The organism is Streptomyces sp. NPDC002680 (genome assembly GCF_042889145.1).
In the GTDB taxonomy this organism is placed as follows: Bacteria; Actinomycetota; Actinomycetes; order Streptomycetales; family Streptomycetaceae; genus Streptomyces; species Streptomyces adonidis.
Window position 1 is genome coordinate 172606 of sequence record NZ_JBIAQP010000017.1, and the last position, 16783, is coordinate 189388.

The 16783-nt window shown below is 71.8% G+C and carries 14 protein-coding genes and 1 pseudogene; 8 read left to right on the plus strand and 7 right to left on the minus strand.

All coding sequences use genetic code 11. The features are described from left to right. The first annotated feature begins 33 nt into the window (after nucleotides 1–33). A complete protein-coding gene (locus ACFYXF_RS37255) occupies nucleotides 34–543 on the plus strand; it encodes a flavin reductase family protein (protein ID WP_389356393.1) in 510 nt (169 codons plus the stop codon). Between the two features lie 17 nt (nucleotides 544–560). Here ACFYXF_RS37255 and ACFYXF_RS37260 read toward each other — a convergent pair whose 3' ends face one another. Then, a complete protein-coding gene (locus ACFYXF_RS37260; protein WP_389356394.1) occupies nucleotides 561–1166 on the minus strand; it encodes a CGNR zinc finger domain-containing protein in 606 nt (201 codons plus the stop codon). 129 nt (nucleotides 1167–1295) lie between these two features. Here ACFYXF_RS37260 and ACFYXF_RS37265 point away from each other — a divergent pair, with 129 nt between their 5' ends. The 5 genes from ACFYXF_RS37265 (at nucleotide 1296) to ACFYXF_RS37285 (ending at nucleotide 11166) form a co-directional block, all read left to right on the plus strand. Further along, nucleotides 1296–2561: an MFS transporter gene (locus tag ACFYXF_RS37265; protein ID WP_389356395.1), complete on the plus strand. Its 1266-nt coding sequence runs from the start codon at nucleotides 1296–1298 to the stop codon at nucleotides 2559–2561. A gap of 156 nt (nucleotides 2562–2717) precedes the next feature. Continuing rightward, on the plus strand, nucleotides 2718–4292 hold the full coding sequence (locus tag ACFYXF_RS37270) for a GMC family oxidoreductase (RefSeq protein ID WP_389356396.1): 1575 nt from the start codon (nucleotides 2718–2720) through the stop codon (nucleotides 4290–4292). A gap of 97 nt (nucleotides 4293–4389) precedes the next feature. Beyond that, complete coding sequence (locus tag ACFYXF_RS37275; RefSeq protein ID WP_389356397.1) at nucleotides 4390–5754, plus strand: phosphatase PAP2 family protein; 1365 nt, start codon at nucleotides 4390–4392, stop codon at nucleotides 5752–5754. Between the two features lie 181 nt (nucleotides 5755–5935). Further along, nucleotides 5936–9055 (plus strand): fibronectin type III domain-containing protein, encoded by a 3120-nt coding sequence (locus tag ACFYXF_RS37280; RefSeq protein ID WP_389356398.1) that lies wholly within the window; start codon nucleotides 5936–5938, stop codon nucleotides 9053–9055. A 119-nt stretch (nucleotides 9056–9174) separates the two neighbouring features. Continuing rightward, nucleotides 9175–11166 (plus strand): RICIN domain-containing protein, encoded by a 1992-nt coding sequence (locus ACFYXF_RS37285; protein ID WP_389356399.1) that lies wholly within the window; start codon nucleotides 9175–9177, stop codon nucleotides 11164–11166. Nucleotides 11167–11197: 31 nt separating this feature from the next. Here the strand turns inward: ACFYXF_RS37285 and ACFYXF_RS37290 are convergent, their stop codons facing one another. The 3 genes from ACFYXF_RS37290 to ACFYXF_RS37300 all read right to left on the minus strand — a co-directional run bounded on the left by ACFYXF_RS37290 (nucleotide 11198) and on the right by ACFYXF_RS37300 (nucleotide 12139). Then, nucleotides 11198–11368: a hypothetical protein gene (locus ACFYXF_RS37290; RefSeq protein WP_389356400.1), complete on the minus strand. Its 171-nt coding sequence runs from the start codon at nucleotides 11366–11368 to the stop codon at nucleotides 11198–11200. Between the two features lie 14 nt (nucleotides 11369–11382). Beyond that, entirely contained in the window at nucleotides 11383–11739 is a 357-nt protein-coding gene (locus tag ACFYXF_RS37295; protein WP_389356401.1) for a PRC-barrel domain-containing protein, read from the minus strand. 133 nt (nucleotides 11740–11872) lie between these two features. Further along, nucleotides 11873–12139, minus strand: a complete 267-nt coding sequence (locus ACFYXF_RS37300; protein WP_389356402.1) for a hypothetical protein — start codon at nucleotides 12137–12139, stop codon at nucleotides 11873–11875. 251 nt (nucleotides 12140–12390) lie between these two features. On the opposite strand from ACFYXF_RS37300, the pseudogene ACFYXF_RS37305 reads away from it, so the two are divergent. Continuing rightward, a pseudogene (locus ACFYXF_RS37305) lies at nucleotides 12391–12855 on the plus strand (DUF5994 family protein); the annotation flags it as partial. A 20-nt stretch (nucleotides 12856–12875) separates the two neighbouring features. Next, entirely contained in the window at nucleotides 12876–13088 is a 213-nt protein-coding gene (locus ACFYXF_RS37310) for a hypothetical protein (RefSeq protein ID WP_389356403.1), read from the plus strand. 18 nt (nucleotides 13089–13106) lie between these two features. On the opposite strand, the gene ACFYXF_RS37315 is transcribed toward ACFYXF_RS37310, so the two are convergent. From ACFYXF_RS37315 to ACFYXF_RS37325, 3 genes are all read right to left on the minus strand, one after another. Continuing rightward, nucleotides 13107–13565 carry a GNAT family N-acetyltransferase gene (locus tag ACFYXF_RS37315; protein ID WP_389356404.1) on the minus strand — a complete coding sequence of 153 codons (459 nt, stop codon included), beginning with the start codon at nucleotides 13563–13565 and terminating at the stop codon, nucleotides 13107–13109. Further along, nucleotides 13562–15271: a methyltransferase gene (locus ACFYXF_RS37320; protein WP_389356405.1), complete on the minus strand. Its 1710-nt coding sequence runs from the start codon at nucleotides 15269–15271 to the stop codon at nucleotides 13562–13564. Before ACFYXF_RS37320 ends, ACFYXF_RS37315 begins: the two co-directional genes overlap by 4 nt. Before the next feature lie 116 nt (nucleotides 15272–15387). Next, nucleotides 15388–16596 carry a 4-hydroxybenzoate 3-monooxygenase gene (locus ACFYXF_RS37325; protein ID WP_389356406.1) on the minus strand — a complete coding sequence of 403 codons (1209 nt, stop codon included), beginning with the start codon at nucleotides 16594–16596 and terminating at the stop codon, nucleotides 15388–15390. Between the last annotated feature and the right edge of the window lie 187 nt (nucleotides 16597–16783).

Sequence of the window (16783 nt, forward strand, 5' to 3'; positions counted from 1 at the left end):
CCAACCCACTTCGCTCAAGGAGGGTCGTATCCCATGCCCACCGATACCCATACCGACACCGACACCGACACCCGAGAGCTCGACTTCACCAGTGCCATGGCCCGGGTCCCGGGGCCCGTCGTCGTCACCACCACGGTCGACGAGGCCGGCCGCCGCTGGGGATTCACCGCGAGTTCCTTCGTCTCCCTGTCCCTGGCCCCGCCGCTGGTGACGGTCAGCCTGGACAAGAAGGCCAGCACGCACTCCGCCTTCACCGCCGCCGGGCACTTCATGGTCAACGTGCTCGCCCACGACCAGTCCGACATCGCCCGGCGCTTCGCGACCTCCGGTGTCGACCGGTTCGCCGCCGGTGACACCGTCCCGCTCGAACGGGGGCTGCCCGGCATCCCCGAGGCGGCGGTCCGGCTCGTGTGCCGGCTGCACGACGTCGTCGACGGCGGTGACCACAGCATGCTCATCGGCCATGTGCTGGACTGCGTCACCGACGTGGACCGGGATGCGCTGGTGTACGTCGACCGGGCCTTCGTCCGCCCGGTGCAGTGACGTACCAGGCCGGTGCCTCAGGCCTTCGTGGCCGTCACTTGCTTCGTCCGCCACGTGGTCTTCTTCGCCTTGTTCCCGCAGGCGTCCATCGAGCACCAGCGCCGGTTGCCCGGGCGTGACGTGTCGAGGAACCAGGCCGCGCAGGCCGGACCGGCGCAGGCGCGGACCCGCTCCAGCGCGGGGGACGTCGCCAGGGTGAGCGCGTCGCGGGCGATGTCGGAGAGCACCGCGCCGACCGGGTCCGCGGCGGTGTGGACGAGCCTGCCGCGGTCGTCGAGCACCGGCACCGGCGGCGCGGCGGAGGCCGCCCGGTTCAGCAGCGTACGGACCTCGACAGGGCATGCGGCGGGGCCGCCGCCGTCGCGGGCCGTCGTCAGGAGCGTGTGGACGGCCTCCCGCACCTCCCGCGCCTGACGCAGCACGGCCCGCGACGGAACCGGGACGACGGTGTCCTCGGCGTACGGGCCCAGCTGGACGACCCAGGCGGTCAGCGCCTCGGGGGTGTCCAGTTCCTCGGTGACACCGTCCAGGCCGCGCAGCCTCAGGGTCCGCATGAAGTCCAGAGAGATCCGTCCGGAGCCGCTGCGGAATCGGGGGGCCGGCGGTGCGGGAGTTGCAGCCATACGAATCAGCCTACTGCGGAACCGGTTTTACTGGTACGTTGATGGAACCGGTTAAAGCGGTTCCTCATGGTGGCGTCGCCACCGTCCCCTTCCGTTGCTTCTTTCCTCCCTTCCTGGTCGAGGTGTGTCGTGGCTTCTGCCGTTCCCTCCCCTGCGCCGCCGGTGCTGAGCCGGCCGCTGATCCTGCTGCTCTCCGTCGCCTGCGGCGTCGCGGTGGCCAACATCTACTTCCCGCAGGCGATCAGTCCGCTGATCGCCGACGACCTGAACGTGAGCCCCGCCTCCGCGGCCGTGGTCGTCACGTGCGCCCAACTCGGTTACGCCGCGGGCCTCTTCCTGCTCGTCCCCCTCGGCGACCGGCTCCGCCACCGCGGGCTGGTCACCACCCTGCTGCTGGTGACCAGCGTGGGCCTCGTGCTGGCCGGCGCGGCCGACTCGCTGCCTGTCCTCGCCGTCGCCAGTGCCCTGGTCGGTCTGACCACGGTCGTCCCGCAGATCCTCATCCCCATGGCGGCCGGTCTGACCGCCCCGGAACGCCGAGGCGCCGTCACCGGCACCCTGCTCTCCGGGCTGATCGGCGGCATCCTGCTGGCCCGCACCTTCTCCGGCACCCTCGGCGAATGGCTCGGCTGGCGCGCCCCCTACCTGGTCGCCGCGGGCCTGGTCCTGATCCTCACCCTCGCGCTGGCCGTCGCCCTCCCGCACACCACGCCGAGCACCGACCAGCGCTACCCGGCGCTGATCGCGGCTTCCCTGCACCTGCTGCGCACCGAACCGCTGCTGCGCCGCTCCTGCCAGTACCAGGTCCTGGTGTTCGCCGCGTTCAGCGCCGCCTGGACCGCCCTCGCCCTCTACATCACGGGCCCGCACTACGACCTGGGCACCCCGGCCGTCGGCGTCATCGCCCTGGTCGGCGCGGCCAGCATGTTCGCCACGCCCGTCGCGGGCCGGCGCGTCGACCGGCTCGGACCCGACCCCGTGAACCTGGTGTGCATGGTGGGCGCCATCGCCGCGGGGGCGCTGCTCCTGACCGGTCATCTCGGCGGCGCCGTCGGTCTGGTGGGCCTGGGCGCGGGGATGCTGCTGCTCGACGTGGCCATGCAGTCCGGTCAGGTCGCCAACCAGGCCCGTATCTTCGCGCTGCGCCCGGAGGCCCGCTCGCGCCTCAACACCGCGTACATGACCTGCGCGTTCCTGGGCGGCAGCGCCGGATCGTGGCTGGGCGTCCGGGCGTACTCCGCATTCGGCTGGAACGGCGTGTGCGGCCTGGTGGCCCTGCTGGCGGGCCTCGCCCTGCTCCGCCACGTCCTGCGGGACCGGCAGCCCACGGCCGCCGCGCAGACGACGCCGACCCCCGCCCCCACCGGGGACAGCGGAATCCCCGCGACCCGCTGAACCACCCGCAACTCCCGCCAACGCACCGCACATCGAACCCCCATCGCAGCACACAGCACACACGGCAAGGAATGGAGTCGTCATGACCGAGAACCGCCGCCTGAGGAGCACGACCTGGGGTGTGGCCTTCGACCGGAGCCGAGAGGCGGTCGCGAAGTGAGCGAGGTCAACAGCGAGAACCAGTGGGACTACGTGATCGTCGGCGCCGGCTCGGCCGGATGCGTGCTCGCCGACCGGCTCAGCGCGGACGGCACGGCACAGGTGCTGCTCATCGAGGCCGGCACCGGAACGCCGGAGACCCGCCCCGAAGTGCAGGTGCCGATCCTGTTCCCCCGCCTCTTCGGCGGCGACCTGGACTGGGACTTCGCCACCGCGCCGCAGCCCGGCCTGGCCGACCGGACCATACCGATCCCGCGCGGAAAGGCGGTCGGCGGCTCCTCGGTGATCAACGCACAGCTGTGGACGCGCGGCCACCGCGCGGACTACGACGGCTGGGCCGAGGCCGGCCTCGACGGCTGGGACCACGACACCCTCCAGCCCTACTTCGAGCGCGCCGAGCAGCGGATCAGCCTGGCGGGCATGCGCTACCCGCTGCCGGTGACCCCGGCGTTCACCAACGCGTGCGCCCGCCTCGGGTACGTCCCCGCCGCCGAGGTCCAGGAGGGCTACGCCCTGGCCCGCGCGACCCACCGCGACGGCCTGCGCCACAGCTCGGCCGACGCCTACCTCACACCGGCCCGCGAACGTCCGAACCTCACCGTCCTTGCGGACACCCTGGTACGCCGGGTGGTGTTCGAGGGCACCCGGGCGATCGGCGTCGAGATCGAGGGCGGGGGAGGCGCGCGCACAGAGACCGTCCTCCGCGCCCGGCGCGAGGTCGTCCTCTCCGCCGGATCCGTGGGCAGCCCCCACCTGTTGCTGCTGTCGGGCGTGGGCCCGGCCGAGGAGCTGTCCCGGCACGGCGTGCCCGTCGTACGGGATCTCCCGTCCGTCGGCCGGGACCTGACCGACCATCTGCTCGTCCCGCTGGCCTTCGAGGCGATGGGCTTCTGGTCGCCCGGCTCGGGGGCGTCGGCCGAGCAGATTGACCAGTATCTGCGCGACCGCCACGGCACCCTGGACTCGATCATCTCCGAGGCCCTGCTGTTCCTGCGGACGCGCGAGGAGCTCGACGCCCCGGACATCGAGGTCGTCCACCTGGTGCTTCCCTTGGGCGAGCACCAGCGGACCGCCGAGCACGGCATGGCCCTGGGCGTGATCCTCCTGCGTCCGCGCAGCCGGGGCGCGATCACGCTCCGCAGCGCCGATCCGCACGACGCCCCGGTCATCGACCCGCGCTATCTGTCGGACCCGGACGGCGCCGACCTGGCGACCCTGGTGGCGGGGGTCCGTGCCGCCCAACGCGTCCTGCGGCAGCCGGACTTCGCCGAGTGGCTCGGCAAGCCGCTCACCGACGGAGCGCTGTCCGAGGACTTCGAGGACATCGCCGCCTACGTCCGTGCCACGGGCGGCAGCATCCACCACCTCGTCAGCACCTGCCGGATGGGCACGGACGAACAGTCGGTCGTCGACCCGACGTTCGCGGTCCGGGGCCTGACGGGCCTGCGGGTCGTGGACGCCTCGGCCATGCCGAGCATCGTACGAGCCCACACGCACGCCCCCGTGACGATGCTCGCCGAACGGGCGGCGGACGTCCTCCTCCAGCAGGAAGTTCTTCTTCCGCAACGCTGACCGACCGACGGGAACCCGGACGCCGATCTTTCCCTCTTCCTCTGCCGGAAGCCATGAACACCGAGCAACAGTCCGGCAAACCAGGGGGAAGCCGTCTATGTCGTCGCGAATACCTTTCTTCAGACCCTGGGCCGTGGCGGCCGTGGCGGTAGGCGGATTCCTCCTCGCACTGGAGTTCGCCGCACGTCGCCACGGCCTGCCGGGGCCGATCACCAACCAGGCGCGGGAGGTCGTGTTCGCCCCCAAGTCAGGGCCTCTGCTGTACGCCAGCATGGCGCTGATGATGGTGGTGCTCACCCGGCGGCAGCGGTTCGTCGCGGCCGGCGCGGCGGTCGGCATCGACGTCGTCTTCGCGCTGGTGCGGTGGGCGGCCGGGGCGGGTACGGGCGGTGGGCACTGCTTCGGGAACGGCGCGCTGTGGGTGATCCTCGGCTGTGGGGTCGTAGCCGTCACGCGCCGCACCGGCCGGGAACGGGCCCTGCTGCTCAAGGGCGTAGGCCTCGCCCTGCTGCTGGTCGCCGGGCGCAAGGCGGGCGACACCTGGCTGCTGATCACGGCGAAGACCCGCCCGATGGTGCTCGACCAGTACGTGGCGACCGCCGATCGCGCGCTGGGCGACCCGGCGTGGGTCGTGGGCCGGATCGTCCGGGCCACCGGTCCCATCGGCGCCCATGTCCTCGACTGGGTCTACATCCAGCTCGCGGTGGCCGCTGTCCTCGTCGCGCTGTACCAGCTGCGCCACGTCGCGGCCGAGCGCCGCTTCCCCCGCCATCACGTGGTGCGCACCTTTCTCGCGATAGGCGTCCTCGGCCCCGGCATCTACATGATCTTCCCCGTGGTCGGCCCGGTCTTCGCCTACGGCACCGGCGCCTTCGGCACGGGCGGCGGGCACTGGGCGGTGGCCGACCTGTGGCCCAACACGCTCCCGCCGCACACCGTCCCGCAGCCGATGCCGTACGACGGGATCACGCCCCGCAACTGCATGCCGAGCCTGCACACGGCGTGGGCCACCGCCATCTTCGTCCACTCGCGCCAAGGGCCGCGGTTCCTGCGGTTCGCGGGCACGTTCTGGCTGATTGCCACGCTCACCGCGACGCTGGGCTTCGGCTACCACTACGGCGCGGATCTCGTGGCCGGTGTGGTGTTCGCGCTCACGGTCGAGGGCGCCCTGCGCGCGCACGCACGCGGCTGGGACCGAACCGGAATCCAACTGGTCGCCCACGGCACGGCGGTCTTCGCGCTGCTCCTGGTGTCGTACCGCTATCTGTCGCTGGAGCTGGCCGGGCAGCCGTGGATCTTCGGCCCCCTGATCCTCCTGGCGATGATCTCGGTCGTCGACGCCTATCTGCGCACGACCGAAGAGTGGGAAAGGAAGCCCGCGCCGCCCCGGCAAACGGAATCGCAAACGGAACCGCAACCGGAACCGCGGCGGGACGGGGAACGGCGACTCGAACCGGTCTGAGCCGCATCGCACCGCTTCCACACGCGGACACGATCTCTGTACGAGTTCTGCACGAATTGGCGCGCGAACAACTGTGCGCATGTCATCATCGCCGGGCAGGAAAAGTGATCACCCGGGGGAACCATCCGATCCGTCCTGCCATGTGGTGCTGCCCCGGGCCCGAGGAAGGATGCCGCCCCGCATGGGCAGACCCGTTCCCCCGCGTTCCCGAGTCCGGGCGCCGCACCGGCTGCTGCTGCCGGTCACCGCCGCCGGGGCCGCGCTCGTCGTCGGTACCGTGCAGCCCCCGTCCGCGCCCGAGGCCCGGCCGGACGCGGTGCCGGTCGCGGCCGTGAGCTGTGCCGACGGGGTGTGGAAGGCGGACTACTACGCCAACACCACCCTCACCGGCACACCCCGCAAGTCCCTGTGCGACAAGGCCGTCAGCGAGAACTGGGGCAAGGGCCACCCCGCCGGAATATCGCTCCCCAACGACCGCTTCGGCGTCCGCTGGACGATGCGCAGGAACTTCGGCGGAGGCGGGCCCTTCCTGCTGAGGACCGCCGCCCAGGACGGCATCCGGGTCTGGGTCGACGGCAAGCGGTACGTCAACCTGTGGCGCGACTACGCCTCCACGCAGCGCGCGAGCGTCAAGGTGACCGTGCCCGCCGGGACGCACACCGTGCGGGTCGACTACGTGGCCATCACGGGTTCGGCCAATGTCTCCGCAGGGCTCGCCCCGACCACCCCGGACAAGGTGGCCCCGCTGGCCCCCGGTTCGGCCAAGGCGGTGCCCGGCGACGCCAAGGCGACCGTCAGCTGGGCCCGCAACGCCGAGGCGGATCTGGCCGGTTACCGGGTCTACCGCTCCACCAGCACCCCGGTGAAGATCGACACCGCCCACAGGGTCAGCGGCTCCGCCCTGCTGACCGGCAACTCGTTCAACTCGACCGGGCTGCGCAACGGCACCAAGTACTGGTTCGCCGTCACCGCCGTGGACCGCGCGGGCAACCAGTCCCGCGCCTCGGCCAACGCCTCCGCAGTCCCGGCCGACAAGACCCCGCCGCGCGCCCCCGACCTCCTGGGCGCCGACGGCTACGGCGACATCGACCTCAACGACAACGGCGTACCCGACGCGGGCGACGACCTCGGCGAGAACTACCTCAGCTGGGGCCCGAGTTGGGACGACGACTACAGCACCACGGACGCCTTCGCCGGCTACCACGTCTACCGCGCGACCGCCCCCGCCGGTCCCTGGAGCAGAATCCGGAGCGCCAACGCCGCAGTTGTCCAGGAGAACGCGTACGCCGACAAGGACGCCCCGATCGGCATCACCGCGTACTACCGGGTGACGGCCGTCGACACCGCCGGCAACGAGTCCGCCCCGGCCACCACCGAGCCCGGTGAGTCCGCCTCGACCGTCGCCTCCGCGCTCCGCCCCGACACGGGGCTGTACCCGCCGCAGCGTCCTACCGGGCTCATGGGCTCGTCGAGCGAGGACAAGGCCGTGCTGGACTGGACCGCCAACCCGTTCGGCAGCCCCGTGCACGGCCTGACCGCCGGCTACCAGGTGCAGTCCTCCTCCTCGGCCTCCGGCCCCTGGGACCTGCTCGTCGGCGCCGACACCCCCCGCACCCTGCCGTGGTTCACCGACACCGGCCTGCCCGCGGGCGGCACCCGCCACTACCGGGTGCGTGCCGTCGGCAAGGTCATCGACGGCGGCACATCGCGCACGTACTCGGCCTGGACCGAGCCGGTCTCCGTCAGCCGCCCGCTGCCGCCGGACACCACCGCGCCCCAGGCGCCCACCGCGCCCGAGGTCACCGCACCCGTCGGCGGCACCACAGCCACCCTGACCTGGACCACCACCGGCTGGCCCGGCTACGAGCAGGACTTCGCCGGCTACCAGATCACCCGGAGCACGAGCGCCGACGGCCCGTTCACCGACAGCGGGAGCGCCCGCACACCCCAGTGCGCGGCCCTGCCGGACGCCGGTGAGCTGGTCCGCTGCACTCTCACCGACAGCCCGATCGCCGCCGACGCCAGCCCGTACTACCGGGTCGTCTCCGTCGACCGGCTGGGCAACCGCTCCACCGGCACCGTCGTGCGGCTCCAGCGGCTGGCCCCGCCCGCGCCCAAGCCGCCCGCGCCCACCGGACTTACCGCCACCCGTGACCCCGCCACCGCCGGCATCCTGCTCGACTGGAACGACTCCCCGCCGTCCGAGGTCTACAGCTACTACCTGTTCCGCACGACCTACGGCGGCGTGTGCGACATGGGCACCTGGACCTTCGAGACGGTCAACTCCTACTACCTGGACACCGATCCGTACCGCAAGTCCCGCTACTGCCTGCGGGTGCGCGGCTTCGAGGGCAACTACAGCGACTGGATCTGGGTCGACGTGCCCGACTCGAACGACGGGCCGCTGCCCGGCGCCCCGCAGGTCCCGGAGATGCCGGCCGCGGCTGCCACCGTCGACGGCATCCGGCTGACCTGGCCGCTCAACGACCCCGCCGCGGCGAGCTACGAGGTCTGGCGGCGCACCGAGACGGACGCCGTGTACATCAAGGCTGTCGACGGCCTCACCGCCACGGCCGCCCCGGAGTGGACCGACACCGGCGCACCGGCCGGCGTCCCCGCCTGCTACCAGGTCATCGCCGTGAGCGCGGCGGGCGTCCGCTCGAACTTCTCCGAGAACACCTGCGCGGTACGCCCGTACGCCGAGGACGTCACGCGTCCCGCCCGGCCCGCGGACCTCACGGGACGGCGGACCGGTGACCTGACGGTGGTGCTGTCCTGGCAGCCGGTGCCCGACGCCACCGGGTACCTCGTCTACCGGTACTGGAACGACGCGGCCCACCCCGGCATCCGGATCCAGAACCAGCCGGTGACCGCCGCCACCGTGACCGACACCGACGCGATGGTCGACTACTCCAACGGCTACTACGCGGTGGTGGCGGTGAACGCGGCCGGCGTCCGCTCCGAGGCGAAGGTGCTGCCCTGGATCGGCGAGGGCTTCGGCAACTCCATGACCCTGGCCGCGAGCGGCTCGGCGGCCGGTGTGCTGCTCACCTGGGCGTGGGCCTGCCAGTGGGACTTCTGCCCGGAACCGTCCTCGGTCGCGATCCAGCGCTGGAACACCACCACCCAGGTCTGGGACGAACTGACCTCGACCCTCCCCGGCACGGCGGTCTCCTATCTGGACACGGAGGCACCGGCCGGAGCCACCTCCTACTACCGGGTCCAGGTCTACGGCCAGGACAGCGACATCCCCGAACAGATCGGCCACGGGGCGGTTCCGGGCACCCGCCCGGCGGCATAAGGGCACCGCGCCCGGCAACCTTCTCCTCCTCGGCGGCCACTACCGATCGATCCACGAGCCGGTCCACGAGTCGGCTCGTGGATCGACCCGTACGTGGCGCGTCCAAGGAGATCCAGCGCATGAGCGACATCAAGGAGCCCGGCCGCACGGACCGGGCGGCCGGCACCCGGCGGCGACCGCGCGGCCGGCACCGCAAACGCTGGACCGTGACGGGTCTGCTGATCGGGGTGCCGGCGGTGGTGGGGCCGTATCTGCTGCTCTCCCAGCCGGAGTCCGAGGCCGCGACGATCGACTCCACCGGCTACTACCGGCTGGTGTCGGTCAGCAGCGGCAAGGTGCTGGAGGTCGCGGACGGTTCCACCGCCGACGGCGCGGCGGTCGTCCAGCGCGTCGACGACGGCGGCACGAACCAGCAGTGGCGGCTGAAGTCCACCAGCGGCGGCTACTACGAACTGGTCAACCGCAACAGTGGCAAGGCGCTGGAGGTCAGGGGCGCCTCGAAGGCGGACAAGGCCGCGGTCGACCAGTCGGCCGGCTCCGGGGCCACGCACCAGCAGTGGAAGATCACCGACCTGACCGGCGGCGCCGTCAAGGTCGTCAACCGCAACAGTGGCAAGGTGCTGGACGTCAGGGGGCGTTCGACCGCCGACGGTGCCGGGATCATCCAGTACAGGGCGAACGGCGGCGGCAACCAGCAGTGGAAGCTGGCGGCGGTTCCCGGTACGGGTGCGGGTACGGCGAGCCCGTCGGCGTCGGCCACGACTTCCGCCTCCGCCTCTGCCTCCGCCTCACCTTCCGCGTCTGCCTCCGCCTCCCCCGTTGCCTCGCCTTCCGCTTCCGCGAGTACGGGCACGAGCGCGACGCTCGCCCAGAAGCTCAGCGTCTCGAAGGTGACGCTCCCGGCGGCCTTCGGCTACCAGGAGCCCGGCTACAACCAGCTCCGGGAGTGGACCCGCGTCGACACCCAGGCAGCCCCCGACGGTTCGGTACGGGTGGCCTGGCCGGCGTCCGACGGCGTCCATGTGACCTCGTTGTCGCCTGCCCTGGCACGGCAGGGCACCGACACCGTGGTCCCGGACACGAAGGAGGTCAGCGGACTCGTCGCCCACGACGACGGCTTCGCGCTGCTGACCAGGGTCCCGGACAGCAACAAGTGGGGCGACACGGCCGCCGCCCTGATCCGCTACAAGGACGGCTCCGCCCTCTTCAGCAAGAAGCTGACCGGCACCGCGAGCAACGACACCTCGCCGGTGCTCGACGGCGCGCTGAAGTGGAACGGCGGCAAGTACGGCGCCTACTTCGTCGTGCACGGCGCGGGCGGCTTCGCGGACGGCCACTACGGCGACAAGCTGGCCTACGTCGACGACACCGGGGCCGTGAAGTCCGGCGGCTGGGACTGGGGTTGCAGCCACAACGAGGGCATCGCCCTGGCCCCGGCGGCCTCCGGCGACTTCCCGTCCCTCTGCTTCGACGACTGGCGCTCGGGACTGTTCGTCAGCACCGGGATCAGCGCTCCGGACGACGCCCCCGTCGTCCAGCGCGAGCAGTGCTGGGCGGGCTACTGCGGCGGCGCGTACCCCGGCAACTCCGGTGACCTGGTGAAGACGTCCACCGGCGGATACGCCACGGCCTTCGCCTCCCGTGGAGCGGCCTCGGCGGTCAAGAACACGGCGGACAGCAGCGGCCGAGGCTGGACGGTCACCCCGAAGACCGACACCCACCAGGTGGCGCTCGCGTTCCTGAAGGACGCCTCGACACCGGGCAGCGTGGTGGCGCTGACGAACGACCCCGGTACCGATCACCGCAACGTCCGCATCACCCCGTACGGCAGGAACCTGCTGGTCTCGTGGGAGAGCGTCGCCGACGCCACCTGCAAGGACGGCACGTGCACGGGGAAGTTCACCGGTACCCACCTGCGGGTCGTCGACGCCACAGGGAAGCCGGTCTCGGCGGACGAGGTCGTGGACGCCCGTGTGGCCGGAGACATCGCCACGCTCCCCGACGGCAGCCTCACCTGGGCCTTCGTGTCCGCCACGCCCGACTACGGCTCCGCGATGTCCGGCAGCTCCCCGACCACCACGACCCTGTCGATCGCGCACCTCACCGACTGAACCGCACGGCAGACCGGCGTCCCGTCCGCCATCAGCGGACGGGACGCCGCCGGGCGCGCCGGGACACCCGCGCACCGAAGAAGGCCAGGTCGGCGACGAGGACCACGATGCCGATGACCAGGAGAAAACCCAGGCCGTCGGCCGCCGCACCGATGATTCCCAGTACGACGGCCACCAGGACCAGCAGCAGAAAGAGCGCCATCACCCCGGACCACCTCAGCGGCGGGCGAGCTGGCGCTCGCCCCCGGCTCCCGGCCGGTACGTCATGCCGTAGTGCCGGAAGATCTGCTCCTCCTGCTCGGCGGGCAGCACGTCGTCCGTCCCGATCGACGGGGCTTTCCGGACCCGCCCCTTGTCGTAGGAGACCCGGACGTAGCCCGGTCCGAGGACCACGTCGTCGAGGGGGACGAAGACCAGCCGGTGGCGGGTGGGCAGCCCGGTCCGGACGGTGGCCATGGCCGGTTCGTCGGTGGCCGTGTCCACGTAGACCGCTTCGAGCATGCCGATCCGGCGCTGTTTCACATCGACCACGTCCTGGTTGCGCCACTCGCGGATGTCGGCTGAACGGATCATGCCCTGCTCCCTGTCTGTGCGGACTCCGGCGGGTGGTGAACCCATTTCGTCATCGTATGACCGAAACGCACCATCGGCAGCGAGTGCTTCCGCAGGCGGTACGGCATCCTCCAGGTACCCCGCCGAGTTCGTGCTACTTCGCTGCGGGGCGATTTCCGCCGGGGGTCGCCTGCGCGGACCGGCTGGTCTCCAGCCAGGACCGAGCGGGTTCCGCCGCGCGAGCGGTGTCCACGGTGAGGTCGAGACGGGTCCCGCCGTCCGGGCCCGCGGGATAGCTGCGCTGCTCGGTCGTGTCGAAGCAGTGGCGGAGGATCTCCGCGACCCGACGGGCGACCTCGGGGGATGCAGCGACGACCCGGACCTCGGCGTGCCCGTCCGAAGGTGTGTGCATGGCCTGCATGGCGACCTCGGGGTTCGGTGTCCCCGTACGGGAGGGGGCCGGATACCTCACTCTACTGCCGGGGGGTACCGCGAGAGCGCGGCAGACCTGACCGTTGCCGGTCCCCCTTCGGCGTACGGTCCGTCGGGTCTGTCCGCGGAGTACGCTGGAAAGACCGAGGACACTTCGCGCACCGGCTGCCATGCCGGTGTCGTTTTCGGCGATCGAATACGCCGGGCCGGTCATGACCGGCCCGGGGCAGGGTCTGCGTGATGACCGCGACCGTTTCCCACCCTCGGACAGCCGACGTCGACGACCGGTTCGCCTCGTCCTCGCCTTCCCTTCGTCTGTCACTGGCTCCCGCCGGTCCCGCGCCGGCTCTGCTGGACGGCGCCTGGTGGCCCCGCTCCCGCGACCTCGGCGCGGAACTCCCCGCCCTGACCGCCGTACTGGATCCGCTGTGGGGGCGGATCACCCGGATCACGGTGAATCCCGTCCACTGGCCGGTCGTTCCGCGCAAGGTGCCCGTCGGCGGGCGCGTGGTGAAGGTGGGCTGGTTCCTGGCGGAACAGGACCCGCACGAACTGCTGTTGCTCTCGTACCGCAGGGGCCGCTGGAACCTCCTGGTGATCCCGCCGCAGACGCCCGCCGACCAGGCAGCCTGGCTGATGGCCGCGGCGAGCGATCCACTGGGCACGTCGACCGCGAGCCGGTTGATGGAGGAGTCGGCGCGTCAGCCGACCGGAAGGTGAGAACCGTGGAGACATTCCTGACCGTGATCGTGACCATCGCGATGATCGCCGTGGGGGTGCTCCTCATCCACCGGCTCAACGCGCAGCACGACGACCGCATCGCCTCCTTCCACTACGGCCGCCCCGGGATGCCCGCAGCGGGACCGACTCCGTCGGCTCCGCGGAAGGCCCGCGAGTGGCTCCGCCTCCGGCGCCACACCCACAGGAGGGCGGGGTGAATCCCGCCGGATGACCTTTCAGGAGTCCTGCCCGAGCGGCGGTACGGCGTCCCGCGTCATCACGCGGTACATGCCGATCGAGCCGTGGGCGGCGGTGTCGGCGAAGCCGAACCCCTCGTAGAGGAGGCGGGCGGGGCCGTCCGCGATGAGAGAGACGTACGCGGTGGCGGGTGCCCGGCGCTCCAGTTCCGCCGTGAGCGCGGCCATGATGCGTCTGCCGAGACCCCGCCCCTGGTGGGCGGGGTGCACGCAGACGTCGACGATCTGGAACGCCGTACCGCCGTCGCCGATGATCCGTCCCATGCCGATGGGCTCCCCCTCGTGGTGGAGGACCACGCCGTGCCAGGTGTTGGGCAGGGCGAGCGTCACCGCTTCGGGGGCCTTGTCCGAGAGGCCGGCGTCGGTCCGCAGACGGCGGAAGACCTCGACGGAGGGGACGCCGGCACTCAGGGAGTAAGGGTTAGTTGTCCTCGTCATGCATTACATACTGCATGACTCGGCCCGGCCTTCCTGACGTGCAGCACACTGCCGTCCAGGGGCAGTGGTGTCTGGGCCACCAGGGTGAGGCCGGCGTCCGCGAACAGCCTGTCGTAGTGGGCGGCCTGGCGTTCGCGGCCGCCGACGTTGCACATCATGTGGAGGTCCCAGGCCGTCGCCAGTGAGACCGAGCCGTCGGAGGGCAGTACGCGTTCGACGACGAGCAGGTCGGCGTGGTCCGGCATCGCGTGGGCGCAGTGGCGCAGGATCTCGCGGCAGCGGTCGTCGTCCCAGTCGTGCAGGACGCGGGCCAGGACGTAGACGTCACCGCCCGCCGGTACGTCCGCGAAGTCGCCGGTCAGGAAGGCGCATCGGCTGTCGTGGCCGGCCTGCGCAAGGCGGTGGCGGGCTGCTTCGACCGCGTGCGGGCGCTCCAGCAGGATCCCGTTCAGGTGTGCGTGCGCGGCGAGGATACGGCCGAGCAACTCCCCGTTGCCGCCCGCGATGTCGACCACCGTGGCCCCGGCGGGCGCCTCGGCCGCCGCGACGAGCGCCGGATGCGTGGGCAGCGGGTCGAACATGGCGGATCCGGCGGCCATGGACTGGTCGAAGAGTTCCGCGAGGTGGGGGTCGCGGGCGAAGTGGTCGAAGTGGTTCTCGCCGAAGAGGTGCTCGAAGGCGACCTCTCCCGTGCGCACGGTGTGCCCGAGCCCGGCGAAGGACTCGTAGAACGGGCCGCCGTACATCAGCGCCAGTGCCCGCATGGAGCCTGGGGTGCCGGTCCGCAGCAGTGCGCCCGACCCGGTGAGGCGGAAACCGTCGCGGGCTTCCGTCACCACCCCCAGCATCGCGAGATAGCGCAGCAGCGTCGACAGGTTCCGAGGCCTCGCGCCGACCTTTCGTGCCAGTTCCTCGACCTCGACCCCTCGCTCGACGTCCATGGCGTCGGGCACCCGGAGCTGGGTGAACGTGGCCAGCGCCTGGGTCGTCCACGCCCCGGTCAGCAGGCGCAGGAGCGTTTCGGCGGGTTGGCGGGCGCGGTGCTCGTCCAGGTGGGCGGCGAGTACGTCGCGGTGGTCGCCGGGGACGTACAGCTCCACGCGCCGGTAGCCGACCTTGGCCTCGGCGGGCGCGCCGAAGTAGAAGACGGTGCCGTTCTCGTGCGGGTTGTAGCCGCCGCCGTCCGGGGCGGCCCCGTACCGTGCGAAGGTCGCGCACAGGCCGCGCAGCACCAGCGGGTCGGGCGAGGCGACGTCGAAGGCGACGTGCGTCTCGTGCTGCCGCTCACGCTCGTGCGCCGCGATCGTGTCCAGGTCCGAGCCCGGCGGCACGGTCAGCGCGAACACCTCGACCATGCGGTGCGCCCCGTCCGTGCCGGTCACGGCGGGGCGCAGGATGCCGACGTCCAGCTCGGCCGCCCGGCGCCGATGCCGTACGGCCAGTCGGTCCCGTACGACGACACTCGGCTGCGCCGGCAGGGCCGCGACGAGCCCGCAGTCGGTGAGCATGGCGCCCAACTCGGCCTCGTCCGACGGGAAGACGAGCAGCGCGGCATGGGAGAAGCGGCAGTGCTCGACGAGCGTCCGCAGCTCGGGGCCGTCGAGCCCGGGGAACAGGAGCGGGAGCAGGGCGGGGGTGTCCTGCTCCTTGACGAAGTCGACCGTCGCGAGCAGGCGCGACGTGTCGCCCGACAACGTCGTGATCATTGCGGGGATCCTCATTATTCATAGACGTAAGGGAAAAGGGGAAAAGGAAAAGGGTCGGGAAGTGGGTCGGGAAAGGGGTCGGAAAAAGGGTGGGAAATGGGGCGGGAAAAGGGGCCTCAGACGCCGACGTAGTGCTCGGCGAACCAGTCCTGGGCGCTGCGCGAAGTCCGCAGCGACGTCATGCGGGAGCGCCGCAGGGAGTTGTCGAACAGTGACGTTTCGTCCGAGGCGCCGGACGGGCCGTGCAGCAGCCGGATCATCCAGTGCGAGAACTCCTGCGCACGCCAGATGTACGGCAGACAGCGCGCGGAGTAGGCGTCGATCCCCTTGGAGTCGTGGCGGAGGAGGTCGTCGGCCAGGGCCTCGGCGAGGATCTCCGCCTCCAGGACCGCGAGGTTGGCGCCCTTCGCGGCGGAGGGGCTGACGAGGGCGGCGGCGTCGCCCACCAGGAACAGCGAGCCGTGCCGCAGGGGTTCGAGTACGTCGGACTCCAGGTCGACGACGGCCCGCTGGACGACGCGGCCCCGGTGCAGCGGGCCGTACTCCGTGGCCCGCATCCGCAGGTCCAGCTCGTCCCAGATCCGTTCCTCGGGCCAGGCGTCGGCCGCGGTACCGCGCTCGCACTGCGCGTAGTAACGGGTGATCTCGCTCGTGCGTGCCATGTGCCCGGCGAAGCCCCGCTCGTGCACCGCGTAGCCGACGGCGTCCAGGCTCGGCGGCGCCTCGGCGAGCAGACCGAGCCAGGTCACGCCGTGGTCGCGGTGGTGCCGGCGCACCGAGCCGGGCGGCAGTGAGCGCCGGGCCGCGCCGTGTCGTCCGTCGCACCCGGCCACGTACCGCGCGCTCCAACGGCCGGGCCGGCCGTCCGCCTCGCGTACGGTCACCGAAGGCCGGTCGGTGTCGGTGTCGAGGACGGCCATCGCCTCGGTGCTGAAGCCGACCCGTCCACCGGCGGCCAGGAACCGCGTCAACAGATCGGTGACCAGCAGCTGTTGGGGGTAGACAGTGTGCCGTTCACCGTGCCCGAGCCCGCTGTAGTCCAGCCGGAACCTGCCGTCGGCGGTGCGGAACTCGCAGGTGCTGTGGGCCTGGCCGTGCCGGTGCAGCCCCTCGGCCAGCCCGTGCCGCTCCAGGATCCGGACGGTGTTGGCGGCCAGGAACCCGGCACGCGCCCGCGTCTGGACGTGCGCGCGCTCGGCACGCTCCAGGACGACGCAGTCGATGCCGCTGTCCTGGAGGAGGTTGCCGAGCACGAGCCCGGCGGGTCCGGCGCCGAGGATGACCACGTCGGTGTCGGTCGCCCGCCGGGTCTGGCTTTCTGTCATGAGACGGGATATTAGGTCCAGTTACGTCATCGACTGGACAGAAATCACCCGAACGGGAAGACCCGTAGCAGTGAGGTGGGGCGTGGGGGCCCGGGGGGGGCGCCCCCCCCCGGCCCCCCCCCCCGGCAGGGGGGGGGGGGGGGGGGGGTTGGGGGGGGGGGGGGGGGGGGTTGGGGGGGGGGGCCGT